The 22,113-nt window shown below is 61.6% G+C and carries 10 protein-coding genes; 4 read left to right on the forward strand and 6 right to left on the reverse strand.

Going from position 1 to position 22,113, the window contains the following annotated elements:
- Positions 1-341 precede the first annotated feature (341 nt).
- Positions 342-1,877, forward strand: a complete 1,536-nt coding sequence (locus AB4N74_RS13880) for an FAD-dependent oxidoreductase (RefSeq protein WP_460100812.1) — start codon at positions 342-344, stop codon at positions 1,875-1,877.
- 124 nt (positions 1,878-2,001) lie between these two features.
- Here AB4N74_RS13880 and hemB read toward each other — a convergent pair whose 3' ends face one another.
- The 3 genes from hemB to AB4N74_RS13895 form a co-directional block, all read right to left on the reverse strand.
- A complete protein-coding gene (gene hemB / locus AB4N74_RS13885; protein ID WP_116256004.1) occupies positions 2,002-2,976 on the reverse strand; it encodes a porphobilinogen synthase in 975 nt (324 codons plus the stop codon).
- Positions 2,977-3,230: 254 nt separating this feature from the next.
- The gene (locus tag AB4N74_RS13890) at positions 3,231-3,929 is read right to left on the reverse strand and encodes a glutathione binding-like protein (protein ID WP_460100814.1); all 699 of its coding nucleotides are present in this window, start codon (positions 3,927-3,929) and stop codon (positions 3,231-3,233) included.
- A gap of 84 nt (positions 3,930-4,013) precedes the next feature.
- On the reverse strand, positions 4,014-5,420 hold the full coding sequence (locus tag AB4N74_RS13895) for a hypothetical protein (protein WP_460100817.1): 1,407 nt from the start codon (positions 5,418-5,420) through the stop codon (positions 4,014-4,016).
- A gap of 404 nt (positions 5,421-5,824) precedes the next feature.
- Between AB4N74_RS13895 and AB4N74_RS13900 the strand changes: the two genes are divergently transcribed.
- Positions 5,825-6,499 (forward strand): histidine phosphatase family protein, encoded by a 675-nt coding sequence (locus AB4N74_RS13900; protein WP_093433895.1) that lies wholly within the window; start codon positions 5,825-5,827, stop codon positions 6,497-6,499.
- Positions 6,500-6,618: 119 nt separating this feature from the next.
- On the opposite strand, the gene mnmH is transcribed toward AB4N74_RS13900, so the two are convergent.
- The 3 genes from mnmH to AB4N74_RS13915 all read right to left on the reverse strand — a co-directional run bounded on the left by mnmH (position 6,619) and on the right by AB4N74_RS13915 (position 19,514).
- Positions 6,619-7,722: a tRNA 2-selenouridine(34) synthase MnmH gene (gene mnmH, locus AB4N74_RS13905; RefSeq protein ID WP_460100820.1), complete on the reverse strand. Its 1,104-nt coding sequence runs from the start codon at positions 7,720-7,722 to the stop codon at positions 6,619-6,621.
- On the reverse strand, positions 7,722-8,756 hold the full coding sequence (gene selD / locus AB4N74_RS13910; protein WP_257355619.1) for a selenide, water dikinase SelD: 1,035 nt from the start codon (positions 8,754-8,756) through the stop codon (positions 7,722-7,724). Before selD ends, mnmH begins: the two co-directional genes overlap by 1 nt.
- 231 nt (positions 8,757-8,987) lie before the next feature.
- The gene (locus AB4N74_RS13915; RefSeq protein WP_460100823.1) at positions 8,988-19,514 is read right to left on the reverse strand and encodes an autotransporter-associated beta strand repeat-containing protein; all 10,527 of its coding nucleotides are present in this window, start codon (positions 19,512-19,514) and stop codon (positions 8,988-8,990) included.
- A 518-nt stretch (positions 19,515-20,032) separates the two neighbouring features.
- On the opposite strand from AB4N74_RS13915, the gene AB4N74_RS13920 reads away from it, so the two are divergent.
- Positions 20,033-20,992: a nucleoside-specific channel-forming protein Tsx gene (locus AB4N74_RS13920; RefSeq protein WP_093433884.1), complete on the forward strand. Its 960-nt coding sequence runs from the start codon at positions 20,033-20,035 to the stop codon at positions 20,990-20,992.
- Between the two features lie 15 nt (positions 20,993-21,007).
- Positions 21,008-22,030 carry a purine-nucleoside phosphorylase gene (locus AB4N74_RS13925; RefSeq protein ID WP_093433881.1) on the forward strand — a complete coding sequence of 341 codons (1,023 nt, stop codon included), beginning with the start codon at positions 21,008-21,010 and terminating at the stop codon, positions 22,028-22,030.
- The last annotated feature ends 83 nt before the right edge of the window (positions 22,031-22,113 follow it).

Raw genomic sequence — 22,113 nt, forward strand, 5'->3', positions numbered from 1 at the left:
GGGGCTTTTCAGCTACGCCGACGTGTGCCACCAAGTCGAACTCAGGTTTTGAAAGGCACCCAAATCGGCTCCCTTCCCCCCTCGCCTTTTAAAGGAGAGGGGACTGACAGGGGTGTTCTTTCGAGCTACACCGACCTGAAATATCGAGTCGAACTCAGGTTTTGAACGGACCCCAAATCGGCTCCCTCTCCCTCGGGAGAGGGCTGGGGTGAGGCGCCCGTATTTACGTCACACAACAGCACCCCAGCCGAACACCATCAAAACATCCCCGTCTGGCCGATCAACTGGCCAGCCTCTCCTTCTGATCCATACTTGCTGCACAGCAAACGGAGGACAGGCCCATGAACCGCAGCGACGTTCTGATCATCGGCGCCGGCCCGACCGGACTGGTGCTGGCCCTGTGGCTGAGCAAACTGGGCGTGCGCGTGCGCATCATCGATAAAACGTCCGCGCCCGGCACCACGTCGCGAGCGCTGGCGGTGCAGACGCGCACCCTCGAGTTGTACCGGCAACTGGACCTCGCCGACACCGTGGTGCGCAACGGCCATCGGGTGGCGGCGGCGAATTTCTGGGGCAACGGCAAACCGATCGCGCAGTTGCCGCTCAATCGCATCGGCGAAGGCCTGACGCCCTACGCATTCGTCGAAATCTTCCCGCAGGATGAGCACGAACGGCTGCTGATCGAACGCCTCGAAGATTACGGCGTCACGGTCGAACGCGACACGACGCTGGAAAGCTTCGAGGAAACCGGCGACGGCCTCACCGCGCACTTGCGCCTGCCCGATGGCGAGCAGGAAATCTGCCAGGCCTGTTATCTGGCGGGATGTGATGGCGCCCGCTCAGTGGTGCGCAAAACCCTCGACACCGGTTTTCCCGGCGGCACCTATCAGCAGATTTTCTACGTCGCCGACGTCAAGGCCAGCGGCCCGGCGATGAACGGCGAGTTGCACCTGGATCTGGATGAGGCGGACTTCCTCGCCGTGTTTCCCCTGGCCGGCGAAGGCCGCGCGCGGCTGATCGGCACGGTGCGTGATGAGCGCGCGGATCGCGCCGAAAGCCTGGAATTCTCCGACGTCAGCAGCCGTGCCATCGAACATCTGAAAGTGCATATCGAAGACGTGCACTGGTTCTCGACCTACCGCGTGCATCACCGCGTGGCCGAGCATTTTCGCAGCGGTCGTGCGTTTCTGCTCGGCGATGCCGCGCATGTGCATAGCCCGGCGGGCGGTCAGGGCATGAACACCGGCATTGGCGACGCGATCAATCTGGCGTGGAAACTCGCCGCCGTGCTCAGCGGTGCCGCCGAACCAAACCTGCTCAACAGCTACGAAACCGAACGCATTGCCTTCGCCCGCCGACTGGTGTCGACCACCGACAAAGTCTTCAGTTTTGTCACCGCCGAGGGACGCATGGCCGATCTGCTGCGCATGCGTGTGGCACCGTTTCTGATCCCGAAAATGGCTTCGTTCGAGGCCAGTCGCGAGTTCCTTTTTCGCACCGTGTCACAAGTCACCCTCAACTATCGCGGCATGCCGCTGAGCCAGGGCGCGGCCGGCCATGTGCATGGCGGCGATCGCTTGCCGTGGGCGCATGATGGTGAGGGGGATAATTACGAACCGCTAAGGCAACCGTGCTGGCAGGTCCATGTGTACGGCGACACCAGCGACGAAATGATCGCCTGGTGCAATGAACACCATTTACCGCTGCATGTGTTCGACTGGCGCCCGGCGTTTGAAGCGGCAGGATTAGGGCGCAACGGTTTTTATCTGCTGCGCCCGGATACTTATGTGGCGATTGCCGAAAGCAGCGCGGACCCGAAAGTGATTGAACGCTACTTCCGCGATCACGGCATCCGACCCTACTTCAACTGCCCCTGACACACCACATATCAAATGTGGGAGCGAGCTTGCTCGCGAAGGCGTGGTGTCAGTCAACATGGATATCTGCTGAAAGACCGCTTTCGCGAGCAGGCTCGCTCCCACAGGGGTAACGCGTTGGTCGTCAGATCCCGGCCAATGCCAAGTCCATCGCAAAGTAAGTAAAGATCAAATCAGCACCCGCACGCTTGATCGCGCCCAGACTCTCTCGCACCACGCGATCCTCATCAATTGCCCCGGCCTGCGCGCCGAACTTGATCATCGCGTACTCGCCACTGACCTGATACGCCGCCAGCGGCAGGTTCGAGGCTTCACGAATGTCGCGGATGATGTCGAGGTAAGCGCCGGCCGGTTTGACCATCAGCGCATCGGCGCCTTCCTGCTCGTCGAGCAGCGATTCGCGCAGGGCTTCGCGGCGGTTCATCGGGTTCATCTGATAGCTTTTGCGGTCGCCTTTCAGCGCACTGCCACCGGCCTCGCGGAACGGGCCGTAGAGTGCCGAGGCGAACTTGGTCGAGTAAGCCATGATCGGAATCTGGGTGAACCCGGCCGCGTCGAGTGCCTGACGAATCGCCCGCACCTGACCATCCATCGCCGCCGACGGCGCGATCACGTCGGCACCGGCGCGAGCAGCGGCTACAGCTTGTTTGCCGAGGTTGATCAGGGTCTGGTCGTTGTCGACTTCATGGTTGTGCATCACGCCGCAGTGGCCGTGATCGGTGTATTCGCAGAAGCAGGTGTCGGACATCACGATCATCTCCGGCACAGCGTCCTTGGCGATGCGCGACATGCGCGAGACCAGACCGTCTTCGCGCCAGGTGTCGCTGCCGTTGCTGTCCAGATGATGCGACACGCCGAAGGTCATCACCGACTTGATGCCGGCGCGGGCATAACGCTCGATTTCGCTGGCCAGTTTGCGCTCGGGAATGCGCATCACCCCGGGCATGCTCTTGATCGGCACGAAGTCATCGATTTCTTCCTCGACAAAAATCGGCAGCACCAGATCATTCAGGCTGAACTCGGTTTCCTGGAACAGGCTGCGCAGGCTCGCATTGCGGCGCAGACGGCGGGGACGTGCTTCGGGGAACTGACTGGACATGGGGGCCTTTCCTGAAAACGGCAGATGAGACGAAAGTCGTAGGGGGCGAAGCTTATGCCTTGCGGGGCGCGCGGTACAAACCTGGATCAATCAAGAGTGCATTACCGGGGGTGTAATAATCCCTGTGGCACAACAAATCCCCTGTGGGAGCGAGCTTGCTCGCGAAGTTGGTGTATCAGCAATAGCAATGCTGGCTGACACGACGCCTTCGCGAGCAAGCTCGCTCCCACAGGGTTATGTGTATAGCCCTGAGATTACGAGGGGATGGTCAGGCCGCGAATGACCGCTGGGCGGGCGAGGAATCGCTCGAGTACGCGGGTGACATTCGGGAAGTTCTGGATGCCGACCAGATCACCCGCTTCATAAAACCCGATCAAGTTACGCACCCACGGAAACGTAGCGATATCAGCGATGGTATAGCGCTCGCCCATGATCCAGTCACGGCCCTCGAGCCGGCCGTCGAGCACCTTGAGCAGACGTTTGCTTTCATCGACGTAACGATCACGCGGGCGCTTGTCCTCGTAATCCTTGCCAGCGAATTTGTTGAAGAAACCGAGCTGGCCGAACATCGGACCGATGCCGCCCATCTGGAACATCAGCCACTGAATGGTTTCGTAGCGCAGCGCGCCTTCCTGCGCGAGCAACTGGCCGCTTTTGTCGGCCAGGTAAATCAGAATCGCCCCCGACTCGAACAGCGGCAGTGGCTGATCCCCGGGACCGTGCGGGTCGAGGATCGCCGGGATCTTGTTGTTCGGGTTCAGCGACAGGAACTCAGCGGACAGCTGATCCTGAGTTTCGAAAGCGACCTTGTGCGGCTCGTACGGCAGGCCGATCTCTTCGAGCATGATCGAGACTTTGACACCATTGGGCGTCGGCAAGGAATAGAGCTGAATCCAGTCAGGGTACTGCGCCGGCCATTTCTGGGTGATCGGGAACGCGGACAGATCGGTCATGGGAAGCATCCAGTCACAATTTAAAGCCAGATCATAATTCAGAGCCGCCGCAGCCTGTGATCTTTTGGCCAGTGCTCGCCCACATCAATCCTCGATAAGGCGGTCAAGCCACGCATATTCAATTTTGTTGCGCTGCAACGTCTGCAGGCTTTTCGCCGCGTAAACAACGCTGTCAGCATTGTTCGCGGCCATGTGCGCGCGCATTTGCGAATTGACATTGAACAGGTCAACCGCCGTATGAAGATCCAGATCGTCGTCGACGCCCAGGTAATCACTGACGCCGAACAAAAAGCTATCGTGATCGTCCCCGAAGGCCTTCAAGTAATCGACCGTCAATCCACCACGCATGATCGCTTCGGAAACACCGCGCTCCGGCACGTCATAAATGCTTGGCAAATCCGGGCTCAACAGACCTTGCAGATGGTTGTTCAGATAGAAGAAATCCGCGGCATTGGGCCCGATGGCCTGGAACCGGTCGACTCTGTTGGTGTGCAACATTTCATGGCCCAGCGACATACTCAAAATTCCACGTCGCATGTACTTCCGGTTGATGAAGAACCGGCCATGAAAATCTCTTTTGTACATCCATGCGGCGGCGTCATTATCGACATCAACGCCGATAAATTTTTCCTCCCCCCACACGCCCTGATACTCCCTGGACAGCGCCAGGCCTCGCGAGACTGACTCAGCGAATTGCCCTGCAACGACTCGATGGTCAGCGCCAAAGAAGCTTGTGTAAACCGCATCGGCTTCGTGCAGATTTTGACTTATGGCGTAATTGGCATCAGAGAAAACCGTTTCGATCGCCCGCAACTCCGAACGAATGAGTGCTGCCTGTTTTGGCTTGAACTGCTTCAACCCACGCGCAACCAGGGTGGCACCGATCAACGTGTCACGCTCGATCATGTCTTCGCTGCCATCATGAATCCGTTTTTTTGCGGTCGATTCATTTCTGATGCCGCGAATCAGCTCATCAATATCGATATCAATCACGTTGGCTAAGTCAGAGGAAGGCTGAGCAGCGGCGAGCTTCCACAGCCTGTTTTGCGGATCAAAGATCAGCGCCGGCCCGGAAGCTGCCAATTCGGATGCCAATGTCGCCCGATACTCGCCGGTTGCTGCTGTTTGCCGGACCTGAACGATCTCGTCGTGAGCAATATCGACGTATTGGCGCCCGTTGAAGATCCTCAAGCCCTGGGCATCGGCCGCAGGCAAGCTGGCCGGTGATTTCAAGCGATAGTGTTCAAGTGATCCGACCACAGGACGAATAGGTAAAACCCCGGCAGACGGCAATGCTGAGACCGTGAAAGGTGTAGTCGACATTTCAGGTTGATTGGCAGCCGCCACCTGCGTTTGCGGCTCATCAAGCCGCGAATTCTTCACCGGCCCGTCGTCGGCGAGCACACCGTTGCTTCTTTTACGAGACGGGTTTGCGTCTGCCAGTCCAGGGCTGGACAGCGAGTGGGTGGCGGTTTTGCGAACAATGCCCATAAAAATCCTTTTTTTAAGAGTGCTGCCCAATGAAAAACCAGGCAGACGTCGCGATAGTCGTCTATCACACAGGCGCCATTGCAATCGACTGAGCAGCATCGGGTGCGGTACATGGATATCGCACATAAAAGGGAGTTTTGTGCATTCTCGTGGAGCCGGCGCAAAAAAACGTCTGCTGCGTCGAACCGTAACATCCTGTCGCTAACCTGTGCCCAAGCCGTTGAAGTTTGCCGCTAAAGTGCCGCGCACTCGTACGGATCGAACCAAATCGGCCCCAAGGGACTCTGAGCTATGGCTTTGTTGCAGAGGAAGCCGTTCACGACAGGGAAAACACCCGGCGCTGGGAGCCCGCGGTGTAAAGGTTTGTCAGCCTTAACCGAATTTGCTGAAGAACCTTTTATTTCATGACGATCCTTATGCGATTCGCCAAACGTTTCAAACACCGCGCATATGTGGCCCTGCCTTCCCTGCTGGCCGTCAGTGCGCTGTTCCTGTCGCTGGAGTCCAGCGAAAGCCGCGCGCAACCGGTGGACGGTACCCAGACGCTGGTGTTCCTGCGCCATGCGGAGAAACCCGAAGGTGGCCTCGGCCAGCTCAACTGTCAGGGCCTGAACCGCGCCATCGACCTGTCGACGCTGCTGCCGGAGAAATTCGGCAAGGCCGATTACGTGTTTGCCGCCAACCCGACGCGCAATGTCGAGGAAGGTGAGCTGGATAATTCCTACAGCTACATTCGCCCGCTGATGACCATCAGCCCCGCCGCGATCAAGCTCGGCCTGCCGGTGAATATTGAGTTCTCGGCCAACGACACCAGCGATCTGGCCCGCGAACTGCTGGAAGACAAGTATCACAACTCGACGATCTACACCGCCTGGTCCCACGGCTATCTGCCGGAGCTGATCAACAAGGTGGCGGGCAACGCGGTCGGCGAGAAACAGAACATCACCGATGACTGGGCGGGCAACGATTTTGACTCGCTGTACGTGCTGACGCTGACCTGGCACAACGGCAAGGCCAGTCTGCAGAGCCACAGCTACAAGCAGGGGCTGGATCATGGCAAGGAAACCTGCCCGACCTGAGTGTTGTGTGGCCTGGCACGGCCCTTTCGCGAGCAGGCTCGCTCCCACATTGGATCGGCGTGAAATACAAATCCCCTGTGGGAGCGAGCCTGCTCGCGAAGGGGCCAGCCGCGACAACCTCAAACTTTCTGGCTGGCCCGCTCTCGCAGATACTCAAGCACCGCCCCACGCTCCCCGGCAAACTCGATCCGCCCGCCCTTCTTCTCGCGCTGAAACACATACATCGGGTCGTAATACTCACGCAGCAAGCCTTCGATCCAGCCGCGATGCAAGTCCACCGCCCCACTCCGCCCCTGCTCGATCAACGCCTCTTCCATCAACAGCAGCATTCGCCGATGACGCTCGCCACCGAGGCGTTTTTGCACATTGTTGAGGCTTTCCAGCAAGCGTTCAGAGAACAACGTGAAGCCCTCTTCACCGTGCACAGCCGTAAATTCCGCAGACAGATCCACCACGTAATCACGCAGAATCCGCTCCACGCGATCGTCAAAACTGTCCTCAAGCCAGACCATCGGGTACTGCTGCATGCCCTGATACAGCGGCAGCGGCAAGGCGCAACTGCCGACCACCCGGCTCTCGTCCTCCAGCACGAACTGCGCAAACCCCGCGTCGCGTTTCTTGAGAATGTCGATGGCCAGGCGGTTTTCAAAATCGATGTTCGACGGCTGTCCGGTGGCGCGTTTGCCGAAGCTTGAGCCACGATGATTGGCGTGCCCTTCCAGGTCCAGGCCATTGCGCAACTGCACCAGCACTTCGGTCTTGCCAGTGCCGGTCATGCCACCGAGCAGGACGAAATCACATTGCGCGATGGCCTGTTCAAGGGTGTCGATGAGGAAGTTGCGCATCGCTTTGTAACCACCGCCGATGCGCGGATAGTCGATGCCAGCCTCGTCACGCAGCCATTGCTGGGTGATCTGCGAGCGCAGGCCGCCACGAAAGCAATACAGATAACCGTCAGGATGGGCGCGGGCAAAATCGGCCCAAGCCTCGATACGCTCGGCCTTCACCGCGCCCGAAACCAGTTGATGGCCCAGCTCGATGGCGGCCTGCTGGCCGTGTTGCTTGTAGCAGGTACCGATCTTCTGCCGTTCGACGTCGTTCATCAGCGGCAGGTTGATCACACCGGGGAACGCGCCCTTGTGAAACTCGACCGGCGCACGGGCATCCATCAGCGGCCGATCGTTGAGGAAAATGTCTCGGTAGTCAGTGCAGTCGCGGAGCATCAAATCACCTCGACTGCGTTCGTCTGTCGCTCAACCAGTTCGCCGATTGGCGCAAGGTTCAAGCCCAGTTCAGCGGCGACGGCGAGGAATTCTTCGTGGCCTTCAGGCGTCACCGCGATCAGCAAGCCCCCACTGGTTTGCGGGTCGCAGAGCACGCGTTTGTGCAGTTCCTGCACGCGGCCCACCTTACTCGCATAGCTGTCGAAGTTGCGCAGCGTACCGCCGGGGACACAACCTTGATCAAGGTAATACTCGACGCTGTCCAGACGCGGCACACGGTCATAGGCGATGCGCGCGGTGAGCTGGCTGCCATCGGCCATTTCCACCAGATGTCCGAGCAGGCCAAAACCGGTGACGTCGGTCATCGCCGTGACGCCGCTGAGTTTGCCGAAGCGACTGCCGGGTTTGTTCAGGGTGCACATCCAGTCGCGGGCCACGCCGACGTCGGCGGCGCGCAATTTACCCTTCTTCTCGGCGGTGGTGAGGATGCCGATGCCCAGCGGTTTGGTCAGGTACAACAGGCAACCGGCGGTGGCGGTGTCGTTGCGCTTCATGTGGCGCTTCTCGACCAGACCGGTGACAGCGAGGCCGAAGATCGGCTCTGGCGCATCGATCGAATGCCCGCCTGCCAGTGGAATGCCCGCCGCGTCGCACACGGCACGGCCGCCGCGAATCACTTCACGCGCCACTTCCGGCGCCAGCACATTGACCGGCCAGCCGAGAATCGCGATGGCCATCAGCGGATCACCGCCCATCGCGTAGATGTCACTGATCGCGTTGGTCGCGGCGATGCGGCCGAAGTCGAACGGATCGTCGACAATCGGCATGAAAAAGTCGGTGGTCGAGACCACACCGCGCTCGGCATCAATTTCGTACACCGCCGCATCATCGCGCGAGGCGTTGCCGACCCACAGTTTCGGATCCAGGTTCTGTGCGCCGCTGCCGGCCAGAATCACTTCCAGCACCTGTGGGGAAATCTTGCAGCCGCAACCGGCGCCGTGGCTGTATTGGGTCAGACGAATCGGCTCGCTCATGGGGGAGTCTCAGGCTGTTGATGGGGGCGATTCTAGCAGAGCACGCCGGGTCTATCCGATCGTTCCCACGCTCCGCGTGGGAATGCAGCCCGGGACGCTCCGCGTCCCTTCCGGAGCCGGAACGCGGAGCGTCCCTAGAGGCATTCCCACGCAGAGCGTGGGAACGAGCAGCTTGAGGCAAGGCAAAAAAAAACCGCCCTCGCGGGCGGCTAAAAGTGCTTCGACCCTAAATCAGAAGCCCAGGCTGAAGCTGATGGTCATCGCATGGTCGTTGCTGTCGTTCGACAGTTGGCCGGAGTAGCCGACCCCGAGTTTGCCGGTCGGGCTGATCTGGAAGTCGACCCCCGCTTCGACGATGGCGCTGTCCTTGGCGATCGGCACGCCTTGGGTGCTGAACGAGGCGCCGCCGTCGATGAAGGTCAGATCAGCGTCAGGCTTGGTGTCACCAAACGCATGGCGCCAGCCGAGCGCCGCGCGCGGGGTGAATTGCCCGCCGTTGGCCAGGGTGATGACTTTGCCGGCACGCACACCGAGGGTCGAGAAGGTGATGTCTTGATCGGCATCGGCCTCCAGGCGCCCTGCTCCGCCTTTTTCCTTGGCTTTGTCGCTGTCGTAGTTGACGTAGGCCAGACCGGCGAACGGCTCAAGGGCAATGCCGCCGGCGTCAATCGTGTAACCGACTTCACCGAACACCTGCGCACTGCGCGCGTCGTAGTTGGCTTTCAAGCGGTCGTTGTAGCTGCCGACGCTGACGTTGCGTTTGGTCTCGATGTCGTGCCAGCTGTAAGCCGCGCCGAGGCGCACGGCCAGGGCATCGAACTGCGAGTTGAGGTACGCGGCCAGATGGTAGCTTTCGACGGTGGCGTCCGAGCGACGATCATGGGCATCAAGGTCGCTGCGGGTGTAACCGGCGGCCATGCCCACGCGCCACTGGTCATCGAGTTGCTTGTCGGTGCCGAGCATGAAGCCGCTGAGGTTACGATCGAGTTTCGCCGCATTGCTGTCGCCATCCGACTCACCCCACGCGCCGAGGGCCCGCGCCCAGCCAACCATTTCGCCGTGGCAACCGTTGCTGCTCAGTTGGTTGTCACTTGGCGCCAAGGCACGGCGTGGATCATCCGCCGCGCTGCACGACGGTTGGCGCATGCGATCGTTGACCGCGTCACGCACGTAGCGCGAATCCTCAAGGATGGCGCTGGCGGTGCTGGCGTGGATCTCACCGGACAGACTGTCGAAGGCATTACGCGCACCGGCGACACTGAGGTTGACGATCTCGTTCTGCAACGCCGCGCCCGCCGGACCATTGTTCGACAGCGCAGTAGCAGTCCGGAACTGGTTGCCGGTGGCGGCGACATCGGCGAACGAATTGCCATTGCGGCTGACCACCAGGTTCACTGCGTTGGCGTCATACACCAGTGCCGTGTTGAGGAACGCGTATTGCGGCAGGTCCGCAGCGCTGAAGGTGCCGTTCACGCCACCGCCTGCGGTGATCAGCGAATACGTGGTGTTGCCGGTGAACGGTGCAAGCGAGTTCACTTGCAAAGCGCCGCCCAGCGTTGCGGTGCCACCGATTGCCAGTGGCGTCGCGGTTGGCGAGCTGACCGTCAGGGCCAACACACCATCGCTGGCGTTGGTCAGGTTACCGGCCACGCTCAGGGTGCCTGCTTCGGAGCCCGAGGCGACAACGCCATGGTTGACCACCGAACCAATGCTGCCGTTACCACTCAACCCCGCGCCGTTGGCCACGGTAACTTGCCCGCCCAACGACGCCCGCGCCGACCGGCTGCCGACTTGCAGCACGCCTTGATCGACTGCGACCGTGCCGCTGAATGGCTGATCACCGGTCAACAGCAAGGTGCCGGTACCGCGTTTAAGCATCGCGCCCAGTCCGCGCAACGATCCATTGAACTGACCGTTGAAGTTCTGCACGAAAAACAGCGAAGCGTTGTTGAGGATATTGCCTTGCAGGCTGGTGGTGTTACCGACCAGCGTACCGCCGCTGACGGTGGTGCCACCGCTGTAGGTGTTGGCGCCGCTCAATACCAGCGTGCCGGAATCAAGTTTCTCGATGCCGCCCGTGCCCACCAGCGGCGCAGAGATTTCCGCGCTCCCTCCGGCATTGACCCGCACTGGCGCGAGGCTGCCGTCCGCACCGTTGACCGGGGTCAGTGAGCCACCGGCACCCGGCGTCAGGCTGTAGCCGCCGGCGAGGAATTGCAGGCCGGTGAAGTTCTGATTGCCCTGCACGGTAACCGTACCTGCCTGACCGCCGAACACCGCGAACTGACCATTTGAAGCCAAGGCCTGCGTCCCGCTCGGATCGGTCCAGTTGGTGCCCGGCCCCCACACACCGCTGCCGCCACCGATGCTGCCGTCCGGATTGGTGGTGCCACCGTTCCAGAACTGCACCTCACCCGGGGTGCCTTGCACCAGCAGGTTGATCTGATTGGCAATCGCGGTTTGCAGGGTCAGATTGGCCGCCGACACCGGCAGGCTACCGTAGACCAGACCGTTGTCGGTCAGGCTGCCGCCGTAGCTGAACAGTTGATAAACCCCAGTGCCGAAACCGCCGGCGTTGCTGATGTTCAACGTACCGTCGAGGGTCAGATTGCCGGCGACATTGACCACGGTGGTCGAACTGGCCGCCGAGCCGAGGCTGAAGTCCAGATTGGTCCCCGACGACAGTGCCAGCGAACCGACTGACAATGGCGTTGCCGTACCGCCACCCAGCAGCGTCGCGCCGCTGGCCAGTTGCACGGCACCCCCAAACTGGCCACCGCCGCCGATGCCCGCACCGCTGGCAACGTCGACATTGGCGCTGTTGAGCACGCCGTTGACGATCAGGTTGCCAGCCTGCACCGAGGTGTTGCCGGTGAAGGTGTTGTTGCCAGTCAGCAGCAACTCTCCAGCCCCGGTTTTGTTCAGCGTGCCGGCACCGGTGAGGTTACCGGTGTAGCTGCCGTCGGCGTTTTGCTCGAAGGTCAGCGTTGCGTTGTTGACGATCGCACCTTGCAGGCTGCTGGTGTCACCGCGCGTCGTGCCGCCGTTCAGCGTGGTGCCACCGCTGTAAGTGTTAGCTCCACTGAGAACGAGATCGCCGCTACCGTTTTTCAGCAGACTGCCGGTGCCGGTCACCGCACCGATCAATGTGGTGTTCTGATTACCGGCCAGGGTCAGTTGAGCGCCAAGGTTGATGGCATTGGCCAGTTGCAGCGCTGAAGTGCTATCGAGGGTGCCATTGCCGATCACATTGAGCGCACCGCTGCTGATCGCACTGTTGTTGCCAAGAACCAGCGTGCCGCCGGCGAGTTGAGTGCCGCCACTGAAAGTGTTGCTGCCGTTGAGGGTCAGGCTCGAGGCGCCGGCCTTGATCAGGCTGCCGCTGCCGCTGACCACGCCGTCGAGGGTCAAGGCGTTGGAGCCTGCGACATTCAAGCCACCGTTGAGCACAACATCGTTGCCCAGGCTGACGGCGGCGTTGCTGTCCAGCGCCGTGCCATCGGCAGCGGTCAATACACCGGTGCCAAGCGCCGCGTTGTTGCCGACCACAATCTTGCCGCCATTGAGCGCGGTGCCGCCGGTGTAGCCGTTGGCCGCGTTGAGCACCAGCGTACCGCTGTCGTATTTGCCCAGCGTGCCGCTGCCGTTGAGCGCGACACCGATGGTTGCCGTGGCGTTCGGGTCAACCCGCACCGTGGCATTGCCCAGTGAACCGTTGACCAGATTCAGCGAGCCCGCCGTGCCATTCACCAAGCTGTAGCCATCGGTGACGAACTGCAGGCCGGTAATGGTTTGCGCGCCGTTGACGGTCACCGTGCCGGCCGCGCCCTGGAACACCGCGAAGCTGCTGCCCCACGCTTGGTTGGTGGTGCCGTTGACGTCGGTCCAGTTGGTGGTGCCAGTGCCCCAAGTGCCGCTGCCGCCCTCTACCGAACCATTGGCCACAAGCTGATTGCCGTCCCAGAACTGCACGGTGACGCCCGGTGCGGTGACCAGCAGGTTGATCTGATTGGCCAGCGCGGTTTGCAGTTGTAGATCGCCCGGGCTGACGCTACCCGGCAACGTGCCGAAGAGCATGCCGTTGTCAGTCAGGCCGCCGGTGTAGTCGATCAGGCGATACACGCCGCTGCCAAAACCGCCGATGTCGCTGACATTGAGGGTGCCGTCGAGGGTCAGGTTGCCGCCGACATTGACCAGCGCATTGCCGCCACCGGACACCGGTGTGCCAAGTCCGACGTCGAAGTTTGAGTTGCCGTTGAACACCAGCGAACTGACGTTCAGCGTACTGCCAGTGACGCCAGCCAGATGACCGCCATCAGCCACCGTCACGGCACCGGTCAAGGTGCCGCTGCCACCGAGGGTACCACCGTTGTTGACCAGCACGTTGCCGCTGGCCAGCGAGCCGTTGACCTGCAAGGTGCCGGCGTTGACGTTGGTGTCACCGGTCAGGTCGCTGATGCCGCTGAGGGTCAGGGTGCCCGTGCCGAGTTTGCTCAGGCTACCGTCACCACTGAGAATGCCGGCAAACGTGCTGCTGACGTTGTTGCCACCGAGGCTCAGCGTATTGCCAGTGCCGACCAGCGCAGTGCCGCTGCCGGTGAGGCTCGCGAGGCTGCCCGAAGCACCGAGATTGAGCGCTGCGCCGCTAGCGAGATTGACCGTGGCGTTGTTGCCCAGCGCCCCGCCACTGAGCGTGGTCAGGCTGCCAGCGAGCACATCGAACGTGCCGCTGAAAGTGTTGCTGCCGCTCAATGTCACGTCGGCCAGACCGTTTTTGCTCAGCGTACCGGCGCCGGCAATCACACCGCCAAGGGTCAGGTTGTTGTTACCGGCCAAGGCCAGATTGGCATTGACGTTGAGGTTGTTGGCCAGCACCAGTGGCGCGGAATTGTCGAGGGTCGAAGCACCCGCCACGGTCAGCGCGCCACTGCCCAGCGACGCGCCCGTACCAAGGGTCAACGTGCCGGCATTCAGCGTGGTACCGCCGGTGAAGGTGTTGATGCCGTTGAGTGTCAGATTCGACGCGCCGTCCTTGATCAAGCCACCCGCACCGCTGACCACACCTGCGACGGTCAGGTTGTTGCTGCCGGTGTTGCTCAGATTGGCGTTGAGCACGACGTTGTTGCCCAGGCTCAGCGCGCTGTTGCTGTCCAACGCCGAGGCGCCGGCTACGGTGAGATTGCCCAGACCCAGCGCTGAGTTACTGCCGGCGGTCAACGTGCCCGCGTTCAAAGTGGTGCCGCCGAGGAAGTTGTTGTTGCCGCTGAGGGTCAGGTTGGCGGCGCCGTTTTTGCTCAGGCTGCCGGCGCCGTTGAGCGTACCGGCCAGAGTCAGATCCGCCGTGCCGCCGATGCCGAGATTGCCGGCCAGGTTGACCGCGTTGTTTACCGAAACCGCCGTGCTGGCATCCAGCGTCGTACCGCCCGCCGCGTTCAACGTGCCGGAGCCGAGCGCCGAGTTCGACGCCAGAACCAGCCCGCCGGCATTCAGCGCTACCGGGCCGAGGAAAGCGTTATTGCCGCCGAGGGTCAGATTGGCCGTGCCGGTTTTGATCAGCCCGCCGGTGCCACCAATCACGCCGTTGAGGGTCAGCGCATTGCTGCCGACCACGGTGAGGTTACCGTTGAGCGTCGCCGCGTTAGCCAGTGTCACCGCCGCGTTGCTGTCCAGTTGCGTGCCGGCATTCGCCGTCAACGTACCGGTGCCGAGTGCGGTGTTGCTGCCGACGATGATCTTGCCGCCATCCAGTTGCGTGCCGCCGCTGTAAGTGTTGGCGCCGTTGAGCACCAAGGTGCCGGCGTCGAGTTTGTTGAGAATGCCGCTGCCATCGATATTGACGCCGATAGTGCCGGTGACGCCCGGATCGACCCGCACTGCTGTGGTGCCGCCAGTGCCGTTGATGGCCGTGAGTTGCCCTGCCGAGCCGTTGACCAGGTTGTAGCCGTCAGTGACGAACTGCAGGCCGGTGAACGCTTGCGTGCCGTTCACCGTCACCGTGCCGGCGCTGCCCTGGAACACCGCGAAGTCGCCGGCCCACGGTTGATTGACCAGACCGTTGGCATCGGTCCAGTTGGTGCCGACCGCGTTCCACGTACCGCTACCGCCATCGACGATGCCGTTGGCAATGGTCTGGCTGCCGTCCCAGTAACGGATGTTGCTGTTCGGCGCGGAGACTTGAATGTTGATCTGATTGGCCACCCCGGTTTGCACCAGCAGATCGCCGAGGCCGTAGCCGACCGGCACGCTGGCCACGTCCAGACCGAGATTGGTCAGGGCGCCGGTGTAGTTGAACAGGCGATACACACCAACGCCAAAACCGCCGGCATCGGTGACGTTGAGATTGCCGTCGAGGGTGAGGTTGCCACCGACGTTCATCAGTGAAGTGGTCGACGGCGTGCCCAACGCCACATCGACATTGCTGCCGGCAGCGAGGGTCAGCGCACCGGCGGACAGTTGATTGCCCGACGACAACGCCAGATGGCCGCCGCTGTTGACGTTGACGCTACCAAGCGCCGAACCGGTGCCGGTGAGGGTACCGCCAGTGTTGACGTTGACCTGTGCACTGCCCAGCGAACCGCTGAGATCAACGGTGCCGCCATTGATCGCAGTGTTGCCGGTGATGCCGCTGATCCCGGTGAGGTTCAAGGTACCGGTGCCGACTTTGACCAGACCGCCGCTGCCACTGAGGTCACCGTCAAACGTACTGGTGACGTTGCCGCTGCCGACGGTCAGGGTGTTGCTGCCGGTCAGTTGCACACTGCCGCTGCCGGTCAGCGCGCCGAGGCTGGCGTCACTGCCCAGATTCAGCCCGGCACCGGCACTGATGTTGACCCCGGAGGTGTTACCCAACGCGTTGGTATTGAGCGTGGTGACGCTGCCCGAGACGATATTCAGCGCGCCGGTAAAAGTGTTGTTGCCGGCGAGGGTCAGATCCGACAGGCCGTTTTTGGTCAGGCTGCCGGCGCCGTCGATGATGCCGTTCAGGCTCAAATCGTTGTTGCCGGCAACCGTCAGCCCGGCGTTCAAAGTGATCGCGTTGCCAATGCCGAACGAGGCGCTGTTATCCAGCGTCGCCGCGCCGCCGACGACCAATGCACCGCTGCCCAGGCCGTTGGCATTGCCCAATGTCAGCGTACCGGCGTTGAGCGTGGTGCCGCCGCTGAAGGTGTTGTTGCCATTGAGGGTGAGATTGGCCGCGCCGTCCTTGATCAACTGGCCAGTGCCGCTGGTGACGCCGCCGAGGGTGAGGTTCTGCGTACCGCCCACGGTCAGCGCGGCATTCAGGGCGACGGCGTTGTTGAGGCTGACCAGCGGCGAATTGCTGTCCAGCGTTGCGGCGCCAGCGACGGTCAGCGCACCGGACCCCAGTGCCGAACTGTTGCCGACGGTCAACGTACCGGCGTTCAGCGTGGTGCCGCCGAGGTAGTTGTTGGCGGCGTTGAGAATCAGATTGGCCGCGCCGTCTTTCACCAGACTGCCGGCGCCGCTGACCAGACCGGTCAGGGTCATATCCGCCGTGCCGCCGATATTCAAGGCACCGGCGAGTGCCACGGCATTGTTCAGGCTGACCGCCGTGTTGGCGTCCAGCGTGGTGTTGGCCGCCGCGTTCAACGTGCCGGAACCCAGCGCGGTGTTGCTGCCGACGGTCAGTTTGCCGGTGTTCAACGCGGTGTTGCCAAAATAAGTGTTGGCGCCGTTGAGGGTCAGATCGGCAGCGCCGTTCTTGGTCAGTCCACCGATACCCGCGACCACGCCGCCGAGGGTCAGCGCATTGGAGCCACCCAGGGTCAGAGTGCCGCCGAGGTTAACGTTGTTTGCCAGCGTTGCCGCAGTGCTGGCATCCAGAGTGGTGCCGTTCGAGGCATTCAGTGTGCCAGTGCCGAGGGCGGTATTGGAGCCGACAATCAGCGAACCGGCGTTCAGGGCGGTGGTGCCGGTGTAGGTGTTGTTACCGTTGAGGGTCAGGCTGGATGCGCCGGTCTTGATTAAACCACTACCGCCACTGATCACCCCGCCAAGGGTCAGCGCATTGGCGCCGCCGGCGGTGAGGTTGGCGTTGAGGGTGATTGCGTTGTTCAGGGTCACCGCCGTGCTGCTGTTGAGGGTACTGGCCCCGGCGACAGTCAGTCCGCCAGTGCCCAGCGCCGCAGCGTTACCGACAGTCAAGCTACCGGCGTTCAACGTGGTCCCGCCAGCGAACGTGTTTACCCCATCGAGGGTCAGGTTGGCGGCGCCGTTCTTGATCAGTTGACCGGCGCCGTTGATGACACCGGAGAGGGTCAGACCGCTGCTGCCGCCGAGGCTCAGGGTACTGCTGTTGAGGTTGATGTTGTTGCTCAGGTTGACAGCGGTGTTGCTGTCCAGCGCTGAGACATCGATGACGTTCAATGCACCACTGCCCAACGCGGCCGCGTTGCCCACAGTGAGCGTGCCGGCGGCCAGCGTGGTACCGCCGAGATAAGTGTTGGCACCGTTGAGAGTCAGGTTGGCAAAACCGCGCTTGGTCAACCCGCCACTGCCGCTGATCACACCACCGAGGGTCAGGTCAGCACTGCCACGCACTTCCAGATCACCGCCAAGGGTCACCGCATTGGTCAACGCGGCCGTGGTGCTAGCGTCGAGTTTGGTGCCTGCCGCTGTGGTCAGGGCACCGGTACCCAGCGCCGTATTGGAACCGACAATCAGCGTACCGGCATTAAGCGCAGTGCCGCCGGAGAAGGTGTTGTTGCCGCTGAGGGTCAGATCCGCCGTGCCATTCTTGATCAAACTGCCGACGCCGCTGACAACGCCGCTCAGGCCCAATGCCTGAGTGCCGCCGATGGTCACCCCGCCCGCCAGCGCAACGGCGTTGGCCAATGTCACTGCGGCAGTCGCATCCAGCGTGGTACCCGCCGCCGCATTCAGTGCGCCAGTCCCCAGCGCGGTGTTGCTGCCAACGAACAGGCTGCCGGCATTGAGCAGCGTGTTGCCGCTGTTGGTGTTGTTGCCGCTCAAGGTCAGGCCGGCGCTGCCGGATTTGGTAATCCCGCCAGTGCCAGACAACACGCCGCCGAGTGTCAGGGCATTGCTGCCGAGCACGTTGAGCGCGCCAGTCATACCGATGTTATTGGCCAAAGTGACGTTGGCGGTGCTGTCCAGACTGGTACCGGCGGCGGTATTCAGCGCGCCACTGCCCAGCGAATCATTGTTGGTCACCAACAGGCTACCGGCGCTGAGGGTGGTGGTGCCGGTGAAACCGCTATTGGCACCACTGACGGTCAGGCTGCCGCTGCCGGTTTTGGTCAGGCCACTGCTGCCGCTGATCAAACCGCCGAGGGTCAGCGCACCAGTGCCGCCGGCCGTCAAGGTGCCGCCGAGGCTGATGGCGTTGGCCAGGCTGATGGTGCCCGGTGCGCTCAGGGTTGTCGCGCCGGTGACGTTGAGGGTGCCGGTACTGAACGCCTGATTGTTGCCCAACTGCACCGTGCCGCCATTGAGCGTGGTGTTGCCCAGATAGGTGTTGGCGGCGCTGAGATTAAGCTGGCCGGTACCGGCCTTGGTGAAACCGCCGCTACCGGAAATCACCCCGCTCAGGGTGGTCGCGTTAGTGCCTTGCACCGTCACGCCGCCAGCGCCGAGGGAAATCAGATTGCTGATGTTCAACCCGGCATTGCTGGCCTGCAGAGTCCCGCCGTTGGAGGTGATTACGCCGCTGCCGAAGGTGGCGTTGTTGTTGAAATTCGCGATACCGCCGTTGAGCGTGGTCGCGCCACTGACCAATGGCCCCTGCAAGGTCCAGGTGCCGCTGTTGAGGGTCAGGTTGTTGAAGTTGATGTAGGTGGCGCTCGATGCTGTGCCAGTCCCGGTGATACCGCCGCCGACGCCGGCCGGGTTTTGCAGGATCAGGCTGTTGGTGCCGCCCGCACCGCCATCCACCGTACCGGTCGGGGCGAAGGTCAGGTTGATGCCGATCAAACCGCCGAGGCCGACGCTGATCTGTACACCGTCACCGACGTTGACGCTGGAGCCGGTCACCGCAGTGAAGGTGTTGGTGCTCGCCGCGCCCATCGACACACCGCCGGTAATCGCACCGGCGTTAGTGAAGGTGTTGCCCGCCGCCGACGTTTCGAACGCGATCCGGCCGTTGATCACACCGGCGCTGCTGTTGGTCATGTTGACCTGCGAACCGCCGTAGACGCCGACCACCGGGGTATCCGCCAAGGTGATGCCGCCGATCGAGAGTCCGGTCGAGGTGATGGTGCCGTTGTTGGTGATGCTGGTGGTGCCGGTTGCCGCGTTGTTAACCGAAAGGGCCAGGCCGTCGATGCTGGTCAGGTTGAGCCCGAGCAACATACCCGTGCCGCGAATGATCCCGCTGGCATTGTTGAGCACACTGACCGTACTGGTCGCACCGGTGCCAATGAATGCGCCGCCACTCAACACCGAGACCAGGCCCAGTAGCGCCGGGTCGAGGGTGCCGGAGTTGTTCAGGGAGATGTTCACCCCGGTCAGGTCCATCACATGGCCGCCGAGGGTCGCGTTCATCTGCGCGCCGCTGTTGACGTTGACCGTCAAACCGCTGGTGGCACTGGAAAAGTTATTGAGAAACAGCGGCAGACTCGGCACGCCGGTGCAGGTCACGGTGGAACCTGCCGTGGAGCACGTGGCCAGCGCAGGTGCGCTGACCCCGCCGAACAACAGCCCGGCGACGCTCAGGTGCACAGCAAGGGAAAGAGGGGAAAAGCGCGAAACGAGGGCGACACCAAACCTTGCTTCCACGGGCTACTCCTTGTCGTGGCCAATTTCTTCCTTGAGCGGCGTGCACAAGCAGCGGGCTTATTCGACACGCGAATCAAGACTGCGACGGTCATTACAAAACCGTTCTATTCCTGACACACGCTAGTCGACGCCCTGCGATGGGGCATTGGTTAAATGGCATTAATACTTTGGTGCTAGAGGCCTCTGGATTCAACGTTTCAACCACGCAGCTATTAGCCTCGACGAGATTCAAAACTGTGGGAGCGAGCTTGCTCGCGAAGGCGTCGTGTCAGCTTGCGGATACTTTTCCGCCCCCCTGCCTCCGCGAGCAAGCTCGCTCCCACAAGGACCTGCAGGGTGCGCAAAACCGCATCTGACCGATCAAGCAGGAAATGCAGCAAAACGATCTATTTTTCAGCTTGTTGAAGATTTTGGTACGTCTTGTGCAAACGTTTGCGCAATGGCAATTCCAGCGTTTTCGTAACAAAACCGTACAAGCCCACGGAATCCGGGCCCTGATCCGCAAAAAAGGACTTTGAATGCCCATCGCATGCCCTTTTCGCGCACCTTTCCCGTGCACGCTCGCTGTTTCCCTGCTACTGACCGGCGTTACCGGACTTCTCAGCCCCAGCGCTCTGGCGCAACCGGTCGCCAAGGAAGAATCCGCCCAGGGCGAAGCCCTCAGCCCCGAAGCCAGCCCGCCGAAAAAAGGCGCGTACCTGTCGGACTGGTACAACCAGGATCTGATGCTGATCGGCAGCAAGGACATCAGCTTCGGCCCGCAACCGGCTGATGACATCTATCTGGAATACGAGTACTTCGGCCGCAAAGGCCCGTTCGAGTTATACGGCTACGTCGACATTCCGAAGATCTTCAACATTGGCAATAGCCACGACAAAGGCGTGTGGGATCACGGCTCGCCGGTGTTTATGGAGCACGAACCGCGCATTTCCATCGACTACCTCGCCGGCCGCAGCCTGGCCATCGGCCCGTTCAAGGAATGGTATGTGGCGTTCGACTGGATCTATGACCACGGCAGCCGCAAAGAGAACCGCGCCAACACCCTCTACAGCGGTTTCGGCACCGACATCGACACCCATTCGCGGGTCAATCTGTCGGCCAACCTGTACGGTCGCTATCAGTGGGAAAACTACGGCGCGAGCAACGAATACTCGTGGGACGGCTATCGCGCGCAACTGAAGTACATCGTGCCGATCGACAAATTCAGCAACGGCGCTTCGCTGACCTACATTGGTTTCACCAACTTCGATTTCGGCTCGGACATCCACAAGGACAACCCTGCGCGCACGGCCAACGCAACAGTGGCGACCAACGTCTTGCTCTACTCGTTCACTCACTTGCGCTTCACCCTGGTCGGCCGTTATTTCCACAACGGCGGCAACTGGGAAGACGGCAGCGAGCTGAATTTTGGCGACGGCAATTTCCGCGCACGTTCCAACGGCTGGGGTTACTACGCCGGCGTCGGTTATCAGTTCTGAATCAAGGAGTTTTCCATGCAAGCAATGATGCGTTTGACCCTGGCCGGTGCGGCCCTGCTCTCCTCCACCGCGTGGGCCGCCGAAGCACCGATGCAGCCGAAAGTCGTGCTGATCACCATGTTCGCCCCCGAGGCGCAGCATTGGATCGATCGCCTGGAGCTGAAGCAGGAAATCCGCGTGCCGGGCCTGTCCGCCGAGTACCCGAGCATCCGCTGCAACACGCAGCAGGTGTGCCTGCTGACCACCGGCATGGGCCAGACCAACGCCGCCGCCTCGACCCTGGCCTTGGCCTTGTCGCCGAAATTCGACCTGCGCAAAAGTTACTTCCTGATCGCCGGTATCGCCGGCATCAGCCCGAAACACGGGACTATCGGCACCGCCGCGTGGGCGCATTATCTGGTGGAGTTCGGCACGCAATGGGAGATCGATTCGCGCGATGCACCGTCGAGTTGGCCGACCGGCTACCTGGGCATCAACACCAAAGGCCCGAACGAAAAACCACCGTTGGACTACAAGACCGAAGTCTTTGAACTCAACCCGAAACTGCAGGCCAAGGCATTCGCCCTGAGCCACAAGGTCGAGCTGAGCGAAAGCAGGGAATCCGCCGCGTGGCGCCTGAAATACCCGTCGGCCCCGGCCAATCAACCACCGGTGGTGACCCGTTGCGACACACTGGCCGGAAACACCTGGTTCTCCGGCACGCGCTTGAGCGAACGGGCCGAGGTCTGGACCAAGTTGTTGACCGATAACAAGGGCGAATACTGCACGACGCAGCAGGAAGACAACTCCACCTATGAGGCCTTGCTGCGTGCCAGTCGCGAAGGTCTGGTCGACGTGCAACGTCTGGCCGTGGTGCGTGCCGGCTCCGATTTTGATCGTCCAGAGCCGGGCGGCAGTGAAGTGGACAACCTGCTCAAGTACGCCGATCAGGGCGGCTTCGTGCCGGCGCTGGAGAACCTCTATCGCGCGGGGAATCCGCTGGTGCAGGACATCCTGAAAAACTGGTCGGCGTGGGAAAACGGTGTCCCGCAATCCTGAGCCCGACACCGATCTACTGTAGGAGTGAGCCTGCTCGCGATCGCGGTGTGTCAGTTGATACATGGGTGACTGATACACCGCGA

The organism is Pseudomonas sp. H3_C08, assembly GCF_054669455.1.